We start from the raw sequence: 16488 nt of genomic DNA on the forward strand, positions 1-16488 counted from the left end.
AGCATCTTGAGCATCAGCCGATCACTGATCTGTATCAGTTTCTGGCCTGAATTTGTTCCGCCCAAACGCTGGCTTCATGCTGGCAATTTTTTACCGTATGCGGGGATAAATCGAGCGCCTTACACAGCAAGCTCACCGTATGAAATTGCTGAGACTCGGCGGCAGAAGCCAACTGTAAATACGCAAAATACGGCCCAGAGCGATTTAATAGCGCGGCATTGATTGAGTTTGGCGTATTCAGCGCTTTTAATAATTCAATCAACGGTTGCTGCAAAACTTCTTCCATTTGCGACAGCACGCCAGTTAAAAAGATGTGCTGGCATTGCGTGTTGTCTAGCTGATGCTCAGCCAGATTTTGCATAAAGCGGCCACGGCGTAACGCGGCTTGTCGAGGCAGCAAATCACAGCCCACCGCATCGCTTTGACTGTGCAGCATAAACAATAACCAGCGATGCAATGCACCACGCCCAATGAGTAACAAAGCTTGTTCAGCGCTGCCAATTTCATCGGATATTTGCGATTTGGCCATCCGCAGTAGCTTATACAACAAGACTGGATCCGCTTTTAGTGCCTCAAGCAACACCAAGGTATTGGCTTCTTGCTCAATCAGATCCAGCAAACATTGGACTTGCCCCCGCAAAGCGGCAATGGGATTCACTCCCCAAGCATCACGAGCGGTGATAAAAGGGCCTTGAAAAAACATCACACGCTCGGCATACAACGTCGATTCCCAAACGCAATCAAAAGCTTCATACGAATCAATATGGCAAGCCAATAAAGGCCAGTGCGTGTGCGCCATCACTTTGGCGACAATGTCTGGCGAAAATACCCAAGCCTCATTCAAATCCAGCACTAACAGGTCAATATCCACCATCAATGCATCCATATTTAGATTCATGCATTCATGCGCCAAAATCCCAAACATAAACCCCATTTTTCGCCAAGCGATCACATGCTGGCAGATGGCATCAGTCACCGGCTCATCGCCAAATCGCAGCACAAACACGCAGTGCTGGCCGTGTAGATTGGCAAATTGGGTCTCTAGAATATGTGATGCTTCAAAATGCACCACAGCAAAACGATGGCCTAATAATTGCAGTAATGGCAGATTCAGTAGCTGGCTGAGCAAAGCTTGATCGTATAAACGCCGCATCGCGTGCCCCGTATGCACGCGCTCGGTGATGTTTTTTTTCAGCATAAACTCATGCCCCACCACTCGCTCTTGTCGATTAACGATGCTTTCACGACAAATAATGGTTTTTTCTTCAGGATGCGGCACGGACTCCTCTATCGTGCTGATACGAGGAGATAAAGCATTGAGACGTTCAAACGCCGCCAAATCCGATTCCGTTTTGGCGCTTTGAAACAGATGATGAAAAAAGAGTGGCAGCATGGCAACCTCAAGGTGGCCATTGAGTATAGAAATTGAAACCGCAATGCACCATAGAATAAAGCCGGCGCACTGCACTTTGAGTCAATCCCACCCATCTCGGCATGAATAGTGGGTATATCTCGCTACAAAATAAAATAAAACGCCTACAAACCTATACTGCCGCAGATTGTAGTGTAGTGACTTCAACCAGCACATTGTGGTTGGCATCCGACATCCACAATTGGCCATCCTGAATGGTGCACTGCAACTGCATGGTACGCGCTGTCATTTGGGTTAACTCGGCCAAGGTATCACTTGGAATGCTCACCACATTTAAATGATCAAACCGTGTTAATGCATTTTTAATGCCATCCCACCAAATATCCACCACTCGCCCGCCATAGGCATAAATCCACACTTCATTGGCGCGGCCGCAGCCTTTTTTGATGCGTTTTTCATCGGGTAAACCCAACTCAATCCAAGTTTCAATCGCGCCAGTTAAGTCTTTTTGCCAAACATCAGGCTCATCATCGGCCGATAAGCCGCGAGTTAATTCCAACGATTCACTCGCATGCCGCGCAAAAGCCACCAAACGCAACATCATGCGCTCGTCCGTTTCCGAAGGATGGCGCGCGATCGTGAGCGCATGACTTTGATAATAACCACGGTCCATATCCGTGATATTTAGCTCGGCCTTGAATACCGTTGATTTAATTGCCATTGATTGTCGTCCTTATGAAGGCCAACAGTGTAACGGAATCTGCCCAAATCGGCGTGAGCAACAAAATCAATGCCAAATCAAAAGCACAGCTGCGGCGTGATTTGTCTCTTTATGGGCATAAAATCGGCAATTCATCTTATTTCAATAATTGGCAGCTACCGTAGCGATTATTTCCAGCATCGGAACGTCTATGTATGCCAGCCACGATCGCCTTATCTTATTGGACGCTGATGGCACCATTATCGATGCATTTAGCGCCATAGAAACCGCTTTTAGCTTGCATGGCATGCAAATTGGCGATTTGGAACGCTTTCAAAAAAGGCGCAATTTATTCAAATATCTGGGCGGCCTGAAAGAATTTCCGCGCAATCTAGCCAAAAGCCTCGGCAATTCCAATCGCAAAGAACTCATTGCCACACTGACCGATATTTACCGCGAACAAGCGATGCTCTACCCCAGCATTGCGCCTTTGCTGCGGCAATTGCTCGCCACGCCCGGCATTAAAGTCGGTCTGGTGACGCGCAATGTGACGCACGAACCCGCCATTACTCTGGCCCGCCTATTTGCTCGGCATGATTTAGATATTCAGCAATTGGATTTTTTTAGCTGCATAGCGTTAAAAACGCCGAAAAACGTGTATTTCAGCACTGCGCTCAGCCAACTGGGTATCAACCCCGCTCGCGCGTTTGCTTGTGGTGACGAGCATAAAGATTATCTGGCCATGCAAGCGGCCGGCGTGAATCCCTTTATGGTGTCGTATGGCTTTGAAGACCTACAGCGGTTGACGCTCAAATACGCGGTGCCCGAAGTGATTATTTCACGCACGCCAGTAGAGCTTGGCGCACGAATCCGGCATGCATTTGATTTGCCGGATTCGCATTTAAATTAAGGATGTATTACGAGGTATATCCATATAATCAATACAAAGATATACCCAATAGATTATAGAAATAACATATTTTGATGTGTCGCATACAGCACCAAAACCGACAACAGCGCGCAATACATGCTAGTGAGCTTTTCTACCGCCAGACGGCCATCGGGACGAAACAGCATGATCAAGGCAAAACTAATCATGTAATAACGCGGCTCAATAAGCCATGAAGGCATCAAAAATAGCAGGCTGGCGAAAAGAATCGGCAATAAGATTGGCCGTTGCTGCAGACTATGCGCCAAATCCAATATTGCGAGTACCACCGGAATAAAAAACAAGATTTTTAGCTCAAAGCTGGCAAAAATCTTCATTAATATCCAATTTCTAATAAATAAATCTTCATTCACATTGTTATACGGATGCGTATTATTAAACGCGAATAAATACAGCGCAAACAACACGGCCAGCATCAAGCCGGTATGCTGCTGCGCCAAAGCAAAACGAATATTGTCACGTGTTCGAGACAACACTAGCGGCAAGAAAATAAGGCAATAGCAAAATAAGAAAAAAAACACATTGCCGCTATTCAAAGCAAACGGTGGATGCATACTGCGATCCCCCACGGCCACGCCTTTATTGAGCACTAGAAAAATAGTAAAGCCGACTAAACCTAAGCCAATCGGCCAGCAATTTCGAGCAAAAGCCAAAAAATTAGCGCGATTAACACTAAATTGAGTTTGTTGCAGCCAGCAAAGTGCGGGAATGGCGACTAGCCAAATCACATTATTTTGCCGTATTCCCATACTTAAAATTAAGATAAAACAGCCAAGTAAATAACGCTGCCGCAAACATAAAGACAAGCCTGCTAGAATAAAAAACAACGATGCAACGTCGTTATAAATCAAAAAGAAAAACGGAAAAATCGTTGGAAAAACAGCAAATTGAACCACGCGTTCAATGCTGGTTGTTTGCTGCAATACGCGATTTGATTGATAAAAAAATGCAATACACCCCAAACCCAGCACGGCACTGAAACCACGTAATAAGGCGGTTGAATCTGAATCAAATAAGCGAACAATCCAAGACATTAAATAATGATAACCAGAAACACTGGTTAAAAATGGATCATGAATCAATCGACCCGATGCATAAGTCACAATTTGCGATAGATTGGTATGTTCGTCTACGCGTAGCGGGTCGGTTTTAAAATATATCCAACCAATCAATACTAAACCCAGTAATAAAATAGCATTAAGGTAGTGATTAATTTTATTCATGATTTACTCCTAATTCCGATATTGCGGGCAGGAGTGATGATGATCTGGCATGAAGTGCCGAAGATTAGAGTTTGCATTGTTTCCTTCCATCCATTGGGATGACCTCGTCGCGGGTCATTTATGCTGACTATGCCACAATGGAAAATGAAAAAAATCAAAAAAACCAATAACTCAACTTAAATCAAAAAAGGGCGTTACTTTTCAGCAACCAATTCAAAAAAAATGGCCTGCAAAGCAGGCCATTGTGATACGACAGATTAAACGCGTAATAGCGCGATTTTAAGTGGGTGCTGACCATCCGATGTTGGGAAGTCGCTATCGGGCTTAATCCATTCCATGCTGCTGATAGGGCGGCCGGCTTTAGCCGCAGAGCGCTCGAGTTGATCCAGCCAAGCATCGCGTGACACTTGCGCGACGTTATTGCAACAAATCAGCGTACCGCCTTCAGCGGTCGACAGCAGTGCCGGCTTAAATACTGAGGCGTAATCATTCACCAAATCAACGACGCCAAATGGGCTTTTCGAGAAGCGTGGTGGATCGAGCATCACCAAATCAAATTGTTGTTTTTCCAGTTTTGGGAACGTTGGCATACGTTTACCGCGCACCATTGTCGCTTGACCTTTACCCGACAATTGATTCAATGCGGCAAATGCATCCGATTGCACAAAGCGCACGCGGATCGGCAAATCGTTAAGTTTGGCATTATCTTTACCCACCAATAAACTCGATTCAGCAAAATCAATATTCACCACATGGCGTGCCCCGGCTTTGGCAGCAGCAATACCCACACCGCAGGTGTAGGCAAATAGATTGAGCACTGATTTGCCAGCGGCTTCTTGCATCACGCGGCGACGGCCGGCGCGTAAATCCAAAAATAACCATGGATCTTGGCCGTTATGACGACCTTGAATGCGGTAATTCACGCCCAGTTCTTGAGCAATGCGCGGCTCGTAAGCGATGATTTCTTCGGCTTCGGTTAAGCGATTCATCACCCGCGAATTGCCGTGGCTGCGGTCGTTATAAACCAGCGCGCATGCCGGGTAAGTGCGGGCATAAAACGCTTCAATTTCAGCGTATTGCTCAATCGACAAAGCGCGGTGGAAAGTTTGAATCAAGATTAAATCGTTATAACGATCAATCGTTAACCCTGGCACACCTTCAATACTGCCGTGAAATAAACGGTAAGTATTGGTTTGCTCAGCAGCAAGTTGAGTAATTAGTTCCGCGCGATTGGCTAACGCCGTATCAAGTAAGGAAAACAATGGTTCTTGCATCGTATCAGTCATGCTCTATCTCAATTAAATTGTAATGGGTTTATTCTTGGGTCGGTTTGCGGGTGCGCTTGGCTTTCGCCGGCACAACATCCGTTTCTTCGACCGCAGGGGCTTCGGCGACTTTTCGGCTGCGTTTGGGCTTCACCGGTGCAGCTTCAAGTTCCGTGCTCGCTGCAGGTACTGTTTTTGCAGCACGGGTTTTGGGGTTTTCAGCGGTAGCGGCAATTGATTCGGCAGCATCTACCTTGGCTTTACTCACCCGCTTTGCTTTCACCGGCACGGCTTCGCTATCCATTGCGACGCTGGCTTTAGGCTTGGCAACTTTACCTTCAGCGCTGCTGCTGGCGGCTTTTTTAGGCTTAGTCTCAGAGGCGGCTTGCAAGCAATTGATCACGCCCAAGCCTGCTGCACGGCCACTACTAAAACACGCGGTGAGTAAATAACCACCAGTTGGCGCTTCCCAATCGAGCATTTCACCAGCACAAAATACCTTAGGCGCGGATTTCAGCATTAAATTAGCATCTAACGCGGCAAAGCTCACGCCACCGGCAGTGCTAATGGCTTCATCCAGCGGGCGCGGTGCCAATAGTGTAATGGCTAATGATTTAATCGCCGCTGCCAATTTCGCCGGTTGCATAAAGTCTTCTTTACTCACCAATTCACGCAATAAGCCGGCTTTCACACCTTCAATCCCCAGCTTGCGGCGTAAATGATTGGCCATCGAATCAGCGCCGCGCGGCAACGATAATTCTTCGGTAATACGCGCCAATGATTTTTGTGGCACTAAATCCAACCACAAGGTCGCACTGCCGTGCTCAGCAATATCATCTCGTAATTGGCTAGACAAGGCATAGACCAAACTCCCCTCAATCCCGCCAGCAGTGAGTACAAATTCACCGACTTTTTTCGCATCGTGAGGACGAGTGGCTGCCGCAACCGATTTGAGTGGGCTACCGGCGAATTTATCACTTAAATGCGTGCTCCAAGCGACATCAAAACCGCAATTGGCTGGTTTTAATGGTGCAATATCCACGCCTTGCTCGGCCAATAATGGCACCCAAGCGCCATCTGAACCGAGCTTAGCCCAGCTACCACCACCTAAAGCCAACACCACGGCATCAAATGTGCGCTGAACTTCACCTTCTGGATTGGCAAAGCGCAACGCTTGGTTTTGATCCCAACCTAACCAGCGATGACGAACATGAAATTTAACGCCGCTGGCTTTAAGCCGCGCTAACCACGCACGTAATAATGGCGCGGCTTTCATTTCTTTTGGAAATACCCGCCCTGATGAACCAATAAAGGTTTCAATGCCTAAATCATGCACCCAAGCAGTGAGTGCATTGGCACCGAATTGTTCAATCATTGGCGCTAGGTTTTGGCTAGCTGAGCCGTAACGGCCTAAAAATTGCACCGCATCTTCGGCATGGGTAATATTCATTCCGCCGACACCGGCTAATAAAAATTTACGTCCAACCGAAGGCATTGCATCAAATAATTCTACTGAAAATCCAGCCGCCGCAATCACTTCGGCCGCCATCAAGCCAGCAGGGCCACCACCAATAATGGCAACAGAGGGAGAGGCAGTCGATTTTTTCTTAGGCATAGGAAATCCAAACTCAAAGGCAATAAAACGCGAAGGCTCTCTTATACCGAAATTCACCGGCTAAGACTGCACAATTTGCTGTTTTTACGCATTTTTTACTGGAAAAACCGCCCATCAGATCTGGATCAATCGCCACAAGATATTGATCAAGCGATTTGTGAGGATAAAAAGCGGGTCAGCTCAGCCAACGGTAATGGCCGTGAGAAATAATATCCTTGAATTTCATCGCAATGCAGCTGCGCTAAAACAGCTAAATGGGCCTCTGTTTCAACCCCTTCGGCAATCACTGTTAAGCCCAGATTATGCCCCAAGCGAACGATGGCATCGACAATGGCAGCGTCTTGGTTTCCAGACACCAAATTACCGACAAAACTTTGGTCAATTTTTAATTTATTAATCGGGAATCGTCTTAAGTAAGACAAACTAGAATAACCAGTACCAAAATCATCAATCGACAGCATCACTCCTAAATCGCGTAATTGCTGCAGTAGTTCAATCGTATGATCGGCGTCTTGCATCACCACACTTTCGGTAATTTCTAATTCTATCCATGCCGGATCGACTGCCGTGGTTTGCAAAACCTGACGCACCAAGGACAAAAAATGCGGGTGCTGAAACTGCCGAACCGAGATATTAATCGCCACAATCAGCGGCGTACCCGCATCTTGCCAAGCTTTCGCCTGCTGGCAAGCGGTACGTAAAATCCATTCGCCCATCGGAATAATCAGTCCAGATTCTTCAGCTAAGGGAATAAACTCAATCGGTGAAACCAATTTACCAAGATGATGCCAACGAATTAAACACTCAACGCCAATAATCTGTAATGAATGAATATGCGCTTGGGGTTGAAAATACAGCTGCAATTGATTGCGTTCGATCGCATAGCGCAAATCGGCCTCAAGGGCCAAACGCTCGATAGCACGTGCATTCATTTCTTGATCGTAATAGCGTAAGGCATTGCCACCTTGTTGCTGCGCTTGCTCCAGTGCTGCATCCATATTGCGAATTAATGTCACCGCATCACCGCCATCTTGCGGATAAATGGCGCCACCCATACTCAAGGTTAAAAATAATTCATGACCCGCAATCAAAATACCCACTTGCAAGGCATCGTGCAGCTCTTTGGCAAGCAACTCTGGCGGTCTCTCTTCGCCGCTTAAATCCAATAAAGCCGCAAAATACGAACTCTCAAATCGATATAACACCCCACCAAATTGTTGAATAATCGGCTGCAATCTGGCGGTCACGGCGACCAATAATTCGTCACCCGCTTCATAACCCAAACCGCCTTGTACCCGCTGAAAACGATCAATTGCAATCAAAATAACCGCATACGGCGTATCACCCAAAGCGGCAATATCGGCCTCAAAAACGCGTCGATTGAGTAGGTCGGTTAAGCGATCATGGCGTGCGGCATGGGCTAATTTTTTCTCGGCGCGTTGGCGTGCATGAATGTAATACGCGACCAAAATAGCAATCACCACAATTGCTAAGCTATACGCCAGCACCAGCTTAATCATCACACTAACGTCATATAAAGATCGACGACTCGCGGTTTCGATTTCTTGACTCACATCGACAAAAGAGCGATCCAGTTGCAATAGCAATTCATTGGTATCAATGGCACTTTCGACCAAAATAGCTCGTGCTTCATCCGCATCAACGGGATTACTACTCATCACTTGCTCTAGCCGTTCGGCCAATAGCTGAGCATTGTCATTCAAGGCCATAATCGCAATGTGCCGTGGATGCTGATGTCGTTTCGGGTCTGATTGCTGTACCAGCAGACTTAATCGTATTTGATTCTCGCGGTATTTCTTTTTGAACTGTGCTTGATTGAGCCCATAAGCAAAGTATTGATTCATGATGACTTGGCGTTCAGTCACCTTGGTTTTAAGCTCACTGATTGTGCGCAAGATAGGAACTGATTCATTCACTAAAGGCTGAATGACCGCGTTCACTTGCTTGCCACTATAAAGCACGATGATGCTCAGTAATAAACCAAGACCAATCACGACCGCAAAAAAGAAATACACGCCAAATTGAGAAACGAGTGGTCTTAACCACTGGCAACAGCGTCGAGTTAACGAATGACGCATTTGACCAACTTTTTAAGAAAGAATATGTGTTTTTATAGCGTATAAGTTGAAACAGCGCACAAATGTGCGCTGTTTCTTTACGCTAAATCAACGATGAGATGGCGCGTGTTGTAATAAAGAGGCGTCAGCATTGAGCGAAAGACTCAAATGCCGCTCATATTGCTTCAAAATATCAGCCAGCACTTCAGATTCAACCAAAGACTGCACGTCATAACCTTTACGGCCATCGGTGAAATAAGTCGTCGGTTCAAACGTTTCGGCTTGTTCTGAGGTGGGTAAAGCGGTATTGGCTAAAGCAAAATCAGGTACCAGTTTTTGCGTACATGCCACGCCATACACAAAATCACGCAACTGATTTTGGATGACTTCCAATTGCACTTTATCTTCGCTAACGCGCTCAACCTTCGCCTCAACCCCATTTTTAAGCAATTCTTCGGCTATTTTTTCCATCGCCGGTTGCACCGTATCGCTTAAAAAAGTACGAACATCTTGCTGCGTTGGCTGGCGTAAAATCTGCACTAAGCGTGAGCGCCAGCGCTGACCATTCCAAAAATTACTCGCATGCGACAATTTTTGCCGAGCATGCAATTCATCCGCCCGTAAACCTTTGAGCAAACTAAAACACAATAGCAACATCACAATGGCAAAAGGCAGCGCAGCAACTATCGTCATCGATTGCAGCGCTTTTAGACCACCAGCGGTCAATAAGCAGCCCGCAACTAAGCCCAAAATCACCGCCCAAAATAAGCGTTGCCACACTGGCGATTGGGTATTGCCACGGCTAGCAATATTGTCGATCACAAAAGCGCCCGAATCAGCGGAAGTGACAAAGAAAATCGCAATCAGCGCCAAGGCAACCGTCGAGCTTACACCGGCCATCGGTAAATAATCGAGGAAGGTAAACAATAGTGCATCGACATTGCTGGCACTTGCGCCCAGCGCCCCCATCGCAGTATGGGTATCGACCCAAATCGCGGCATTACCAAACACCGTCATCCACAAGAAATTAAACGTTGCCGGAATCAGCAGCACCCCGATAATGAACTCCCGAATGGTACGGCCACGTGAAATCCGCGCGATAAACATGCCAACAAAAGGCGCCCAAGAAATCCACCACGCCCAATACAGAATGGTCCAGCCTTGATACCAATTTTCTGAATTAGCCGGCTCATAGGTAAAATTGCGGAAAGTCAGCTGCACAATATTGGCTAAATAATTGCCAATATTTTCACTAAAACTGCCCAATAAATAGAGTGTTGGGCCAGCAATTAAAACAAACAGCATGAGGAAAATAGCCAGCGATAAATTAATCTCACTTAAAATTCGAACGCCCTTTCCCAAGCCAGATGCTGCTGATAAACCAGCTAAAGTCACAACGGCAGCGATCAAACCCAATTGCATCGGCAAGCCGGAAAAATCCCAGCCACTGACGTGAGTTAATCCAGCTGACAGCTGTAACACACCATAACCTAGCGTGGTTGCAATCCCGAAAATCGTGCCACACAGCGCAAACACATCAACCGCATGTCCCCACGGACCATTAATCCGATCTTTTAAAATGGGATAAAGCCCCGAGCGCACTGTCAGTGGTAGATTGTAGCGAAAGCCAAAATAGGCCAGCACCAGCCCGACCACGCCATAAATCGCCCAAGCATGAATGCCCCAATGAAAGAAGGTCATCAGCATGGCCTCGCGCGCAGCAGATGGCGTGCCGACGACAGCAGTCGGTGGTGCAATCAAGTGCTGTATTGGCTCGCCGACCCCGAAATACATCAGTCCTACGCCCATACCTGCGGCAAACAGCATGGCGATCCACGATGAAAAACGAAACTCGGGCTCGGCATCATCTGGCCCTAAGCGAATATTGCCGTAACGACTAATCGCGATACCAATTAATAAAATAACGAAAGCGGCGACAGCCAGAGTGTAAAACCAAGAGAAATACGTGGTAATCCAGCTTTTACTGGAGTTAAAAATGTACTCGGCCTGACTCGGCGCAAGCATTGAAAATAGCAATAACACCAGCACTAAAGCCAAACTAGGTAGTACAACTGGCCAGCAAAAGGTCGTTCGTGTTGATAAGGTAGACGTCTTCATCCACTACTCCTTTTCATTTTCAGAAAAAACACCATAACATGCTGAACTCGATCAACCCACCCAAATATGTACATCTTTGTAAGGAAATACGTGCTGAAAATGAAAAAATCATCGACACTTTTCAGTATGACTAATACATATTGCAAACACAAAAAAGCCGCACTAACGGCGGCCTTGGCGAAATAAAAATCCCATCATTGGATCAAGCATGAAACGCCAACATCTCGCAATGGCATCACCGTGATCAACATAAAATGAAGCCTAGTAATGCGGCGGGATTTCATCCAAAAGACTGCGTCCAGACTGCTCGGGGCCAACACTGCGCTCTTGTAAATAACTCACTTGCTGTTGCAAATGGTCAATTTGCTGCTGTTGCCGCGCGATGATTTGATTTAAATCATCGAGTAATTCGTCTTGCAATACAAGGCGGATTTCTAATTCGGTGATGCGCGCTTCCATAATTACTCCAATAAACTTCAATATCAATTTGATGATACTCGCTCAGCAGCAGATTTCGTTTTTAAAACACTGAGCACCACCCTAGCCAAAATCAGCAGTCCAAGGCAAGATAATGCGGAGATCAACCACACAGCTATATGTTCGATGACCATTCAATTTCAAGGTATCCATCTTTACACCCTGCCAGAAGCACGCGATCAAGCGCCACAACTGCATGCCCGCATCGTTGAAGTGCACGGTGATTGGCTGATTTTATTTGGCAAAAAAATGGCCTTCACTGACGATGCCGATCTAGTCGCGATGCTGCGTGAAGCCAATCAAACCACACCGTCCATCTTTAGCAGCAAAACCGCTGCAGCCGATTTTCTCGACCTACATGCCAGCGCCTTTGCCAGTATCTCGTGTTAAAACTGTGCGTCATCGAACTAAGCCACTGCTGTGGCTTAGTTCATCCTGGCGCTAACGAGCGCGGGGTTTCTTTGCTAGCGTTGCGCCCGGTTTACCTGACTGCGGGCGGCTAGGCGTCGCCGCTGCTTTGGGTTTACCTGGCGCAGCACCACGGGGTATTGCTCGCTGAGTATTGTTTGTACTATTACGTGCGCCATTACTTCTATTAGGTATCTTGCCGACCGAACCCGGGCCACCGCCACCACGTGCGTTACCCTTCGGCACCGGTCGGGCTTGCATGGCGCGCTCTTCGGGCGACTCCATTGGAATCAAATGTTTCGGGCTATTGCCAATCAAATCAGCACGGCCCATCTCGCGCAGTGTTTCGCGCAGTAGCGGCCAGTTTTTTGGATCGTGATAACGCAAGAACGCTTTATGCGCTTTACGGCGTTTTTCATCACGAATCACATCGACTTTTTCCGAGCTGCGATGAATTTTCTTCAATGGATTGCGCTTGGTATGCCACATCGTCGTGGCCATTGCCATCGGCGTTGGCGTAAACGCTTGCACTTGATCGGGGCGGAAATCGTTTTTCTTCAGCCACAGCGCCAAGTTCAGCATGTCTTCATCCGACGTTCCCGGATGCGCGGCGATAAAGTAAGGAATTAAATACTGCCGCTTGCCGGCTTCAGCACTAAATTTTTCAAACATCGCTTTGAATTTTTCAAAGGTACCGATGCCCGGTTTCATCATTTTGGACAACGGGCCTTCTTCGGTATGCTCCGGCGCGATTTTCAAATAACCAGACACATGATGCGTGACCAATTCTTTCACGTATTCCGGTGACGTGACCGCTAAGTCGTAACGTAGCCCCGAACCAATGGTGATTTTTTTCACGCCCGGAATCTTACGTGCTTTGCGATAAAGTTGAATCAAACTACTGTGATCGGTGTTTAAATTCTCGCAAATACCGGGATAAACACAGCTTAAACGGCGGCAGGATTTTTCGATTTTTGGATCTTTACACGCCAAGCGATACATATTCGCCGTCGGCCCACCCAAATCGGAAATATGGCCAGTAAAGCCCGCGGTTTTATCGCGAATTTCTTCGATTTCACGCAATACCGAGCCCTCACTACGGCTTTGAATAATCCGCCCTTCGTGCTCGGTAATTGAGCAGAATGTACAGCCGCCAAAACAGCCGCGCATAATATTGATCGAAAACCGGATCATATCCCACGCGGGAATCACTTGCTGGCCGTAGCTTGGATGCGGATTACGCGCAAAGTATTGATCAAAAGCGTAATCCATTTCGGCAGTTTCTAGCGGAATCGGCGGTGGATTCATCCACACATCCCGTTCGCCATGTTGCTGCACCAAGGCGCGGGCATTACCGGGGTTGGATTCCAAATGCAGCGTGCGGCTGGCATGGGCGTAACTGACTGGATCATAAGTCACCGTTTCAAACGACGGAATCCGAATCACCGTGCGGCCACGCACTTCGCGGCGCGCGGCAAGGCGCGCTTCGCGAGAAACAATTTGAATGGTTTTTACTGCATCTTGTGCAGGGGCATCGGCAGCAGCGCTTTGCTGCTTCTCGTCTTCCATCGCATACGGGTTAGGATGGACTTCAACCTTGCCCGGAATATCCACAATCGATGAATCCAGCTCTACCCAACCAGCAGGTCGCCAGCCATGCGGGGCTAAAAATGCGGTACCGCGAACATCGCGAATTTCGCTCATTTTTTCACCGGCAGCAACGCGCTGCGTGACTTCCACCAAGGCGCGTTCGGCATTGCCGAACAGTAAAATATCAGCTTTAGAATAAATCAGCGCCGACTGGCGGATTTTATCGCTCCAATAATCATATTGCGCGATGCGGCGCAAACTGGCTTCGATGCCGCCCGCCATAATTTGCACGCCCGGATAGGCTTCGCGGCAACGTTGGCAATATACATTTAGCGCGCGATCGGGTCGTTTACCGGCCATACCGCCAGCGGTGTAGGCATCGTCCGAGCGTGGTTTTTTATCCGCGGTATAACGGTTAATCATCGAATCCATATTGCCCGACGTGACACCGAAATACAGTCGCGGTTTGCCAAGCTGTTTAAATTCGTCGGCCGAGGTCCAATCGGGCTGGCTGATAATCCCAACGCGAAAACCCTGCGCTTCAAGTAACCGTCCCAACAGCGCCATCCCAAAGCTCGGATGATCAATATACGCGTCGCCGGTCACCAGAATAATGTCGCACTCATCCCAACCCAGCGCATCCATTTCCTTGCGGCTCATCGGCAAAAAAGGCGCAGGTTGACGCGGCGTTACGCCTGCGGGCAAATCATAAATCGGGGAATGAGAGGTATTCATGCTGATCACAAACAAGGCTAATCGCGCATTGTCGCAGATTTTTGCTGGAATGCAGAGCTAAACCGCGAGTTATTTATCTATCCCAGCAATGAAAAACCTTAATGTTTTTAAGGATTTAAGTCAGATTTAAGCTCGCATTTCATTTCCATGTAGCACTGCAAACGGCATGATCTTTTTCAAACTGAACACCGCCGTCAGTCGGATGGCAATTCGCGGATGGATTTTGTTGCTATCCAAGACTTATGTCAGTAAAAATAAGAACTATATTCAGAAACACAGTGTCATATCGCCATATTTTCTGACATATTATATATAAATTTTTACGTTTTTCTCATCACGTTTGATCTGGAGTCAACACAATGAAAGCGAAATCCTTACTACTTCCTCTTGTTCTATCATCGGCATTGGCTGTTTCAGCGGCTTGGGCGGGCGATGATCATGGTGGTGAAGTTAAACCAGAGCCTTATGCCGTTGGCAAAACCCTGACTAAATCGGTACAAGCTAGCATTACGCCAGAGCAAGCAATTACCATTCTTAAAAATGGCAATGCGCGCTTTAGTGGCGGCAAAGCCCTTGCCCCCGATTATAAAAAACAAGTAACACAAACCGCGCTTGGGCAATATCCACTGGCCAGCATTGTGGCCTGTATTGATTCGCGCTCGGCGCCGGAGTTGGTCTTTAATCAAGGGATTGGTGATTTATTTACCACTCGTGTTGCGGGCAATACGGTCAATGAAGATATGCTTGGTAGTCTTGAATATGCCGCCAAAGTGGCCGGATCACGCGCGATTGTCGTGCTGGGCCACACCAGCTGTGGCGCAATTAAAGGCGCATGCGACAACGTTAAAATGGGCAATTTAACTGGTTTACTCGATAAACTGATGCCGGCAGTTAACGCAACAAAAACCACTGGCGAGCGTAACTCTCACAACCATGAGTTCGTGCAAGACGTGGCCGAAATGAATGTGCAGCAAACGGTTGAAAAAATCCGCCAAATGAGCCCAATTCTGAAAGAAATGGAAGAACAAGGCAAAATTAAAATTGTTGGCGCAATGTACAACACCAGCAATGGCCAAGTAACTTGGTATTGAGCTACAGCCATTAACAAAAAAGCCCTAGCGGTATATACCCTAGGGCTTTGTGATGTCTTCCTTTTTTCTATTCAGCCAAAAACTTAACGTTTAAATAGCAATGTCATCCCATCGCCTGCTGGCAACATAGCATGCTCGACGCGTGGATCATCCCGCAACTGCCGATTAAAATCATGCAAGATTTGTACGCTGGCCGGATGATGTGGCTTGGGGTTGGCAACACGGCCACCAAGAAACATATTGTCCAAAATAATCAAACCGCCCGGGCGCACCAATTCCAAAGCAAAATCATAATACGTTGGATAAAACGGCTTATCGGCGTCAATCAACATGCAATCAAAACTGCCGGAATGACCTTCGGCGACCAAGGTTTCTAAAGAAAACACCGCAGCTTGCAATTTAAGGGTGATTTGCTCTGCAACGCCGGCTTTTTTCCACCACTCTTGGGCAATATTGGTAAATTCTTCGACCAAATCGCAGGCAATGACGCGCCCTTCTGGCCCCATCGCCAACGCCGCAGCGATTGAGCTATAGCCAGTAAATGTGCCGACTTCGAGGTATTTTTTAGCACGAATTAGGCGCAATAAGAAAATCAGCAGCGCGCCTTGCTCTGGCGCAAACTGCATTTTTGCCACCCGATGTTGGGCAGTAAAATCACGCAATTCACCTAAAATAGCCGGTTCGCGCAAGGCGGTATCGAGGAAATAATTGCGCATTTCATCGTTTAAAGACAGCGTTTCGCGAGACATAATACTCATTCACTACAGCAAAAAAACGATTATACCGCGTGAACGATCCGCTTTACCTGTGGCATTAATATGGATTTGGCGTAAAAAGCGCCGCTTGGCAGGCTCAATCAGTGCCAGC

13 protein-coding genes are annotated in these 16488 nt (G+C 47.3%); 3 read left to right on the top strand and 10 right to left on the bottom strand.

Annotated features, from left to right (window positions below):
- Positions 1–34 precede the first annotated feature (34 nt).
- A complete protein-coding gene (locus HQN60_RS05315; protein ID WP_173532683.1) occupies positions 35–1393 on the bottom strand; it encodes an EAL and HDOD domain-containing protein in 1359 nt (452 codons plus the stop codon).
- 151 nt (positions 1394–1544) lie between these two features.
- On the bottom strand, positions 1545–2093 hold the full coding sequence (locus tag HQN60_RS05320; RefSeq protein ID WP_173532684.1) for a YaeQ family protein: 549 nt from the start codon (positions 2091–2093) through the stop codon (positions 1545–1547).
- Between the two features lie 190 nt (positions 2094–2283).
- Here HQN60_RS05320 and HQN60_RS05325 point away from each other — a divergent pair, with 190 nt between their 5' ends.
- Positions 2284–2982: an HAD family hydrolase gene (locus HQN60_RS05325; RefSeq protein ID WP_173532685.1), complete on the top strand. Its 699-nt coding sequence runs from the start codon at positions 2284–2286 to the stop codon at positions 2980–2982.
- 53 nt (positions 2983–3035) lie between these two features.
- Here the strand turns inward: HQN60_RS05325 and HQN60_RS05330 are convergent, their stop codons facing one another.
- The 6 genes from HQN60_RS05330 to HQN60_RS05355 all read right to left on the bottom strand — a co-directional run bounded on the left by HQN60_RS05330 (position 3036) and on the right by HQN60_RS05355 (position 11779).
- Positions 3036–4244 carry a Dol-P-Glc:Glc(2)Man(9)GlcNAc(2)-PP-Dol alpha-1,2-glucosyltransferase gene (locus HQN60_RS05330; protein WP_173532686.1) on the bottom strand — a complete coding sequence of 403 codons (1209 nt, stop codon included), beginning with the start codon at positions 4242–4244 and terminating at the stop codon, positions 3036–3038.
- Between the two features lie 257 nt (positions 4245–4501).
- Complete coding sequence (locus tag HQN60_RS05335; RefSeq protein WP_254456679.1) at positions 4502–5530, bottom strand: class I SAM-dependent rRNA methyltransferase; 1029 nt, start codon at positions 5528–5530, stop codon at positions 4502–4504.
- A 28-nt stretch (positions 5531–5558) separates the two neighbouring features.
- A complete protein-coding gene (locus HQN60_RS05340; protein WP_173532687.1) occupies positions 5559–7124 on the bottom strand; it encodes a TIGR03862 family flavoprotein in 1566 nt (521 codons plus the stop codon).
- A gap of 146 nt (positions 7125–7270) precedes the next feature.
- Positions 7271–9223: a putative bifunctional diguanylate cyclase/phosphodiesterase gene (locus HQN60_RS05345; protein WP_173532688.1), complete on the bottom strand. Its 1953-nt coding sequence runs from the start codon at positions 9221–9223 to the stop codon at positions 7271–7273.
- 87 nt (positions 9224–9310) lie between these two features.
- Positions 9311–11320 carry a BCCT family transporter gene (locus HQN60_RS05350; protein ID WP_173532689.1) on the bottom strand — a complete coding sequence of 670 codons (2010 nt, stop codon included), beginning with the start codon at positions 11318–11320 and terminating at the stop codon, positions 9311–9313.
- A gap of 261 nt (positions 11321–11581) precedes the next feature.
- The gene (locus tag HQN60_RS05355; protein ID WP_173532690.1) at positions 11582–11779 is read right to left on the bottom strand and encodes a SlyX family protein; all 198 of its coding nucleotides are present in this window, start codon (positions 11777–11779) and stop codon (positions 11582–11584) included.
- A 144-nt stretch (positions 11780–11923) separates the two neighbouring features.
- Here HQN60_RS05355 and HQN60_RS05360 point away from each other — a divergent pair, with 144 nt between their 5' ends.
- On the top strand, positions 11924–12187 hold the full coding sequence (locus tag HQN60_RS05360) for a hypothetical protein (RefSeq protein ID WP_173532691.1): 264 nt from the start codon (positions 11924–11926) through the stop codon (positions 12185–12187).
- Positions 12188–12238: 51 nt separating this feature from the next.
- On the opposite strand, the gene HQN60_RS05365 is transcribed toward HQN60_RS05360, so the two are convergent.
- Positions 12239–14530 (bottom strand): YgiQ family radical SAM protein, encoded by a 2292-nt coding sequence (locus HQN60_RS05365; RefSeq protein ID WP_173532692.1) that lies wholly within the window; start codon positions 14528–14530, stop codon positions 12239–12241.
- Positions 14531–14889: 359 nt separating this feature from the next.
- On the opposite strand from HQN60_RS05365, the gene HQN60_RS05370 reads away from it, so the two are divergent.
- Complete coding sequence (locus HQN60_RS05370) at positions 14890–15621, top strand: carbonic anhydrase family protein (RefSeq protein WP_173532693.1); 732 nt, start codon at positions 14890–14892, stop codon at positions 15619–15621.
- Positions 15622–15704: 83 nt separating this feature from the next.
- Here the strand turns inward: HQN60_RS05370 and HQN60_RS05375 are convergent, their stop codons facing one another.
- On the bottom strand, positions 15705–16379 hold the full coding sequence (locus tag HQN60_RS05375; RefSeq protein ID WP_254456680.1) for a class I SAM-dependent methyltransferase: 675 nt from the start codon (positions 16377–16379) through the stop codon (positions 15705–15707).
- Between the last annotated feature and the right edge of the window lie 109 nt (positions 16380–16488).

Source organism: Deefgea piscis, from assembly GCF_013284055.1.
GTDB lineage: Bacteria > Pseudomonadota > Gammaproteobacteria > Burkholderiales > Chitinibacteraceae > Deefgea > Deefgea piscis.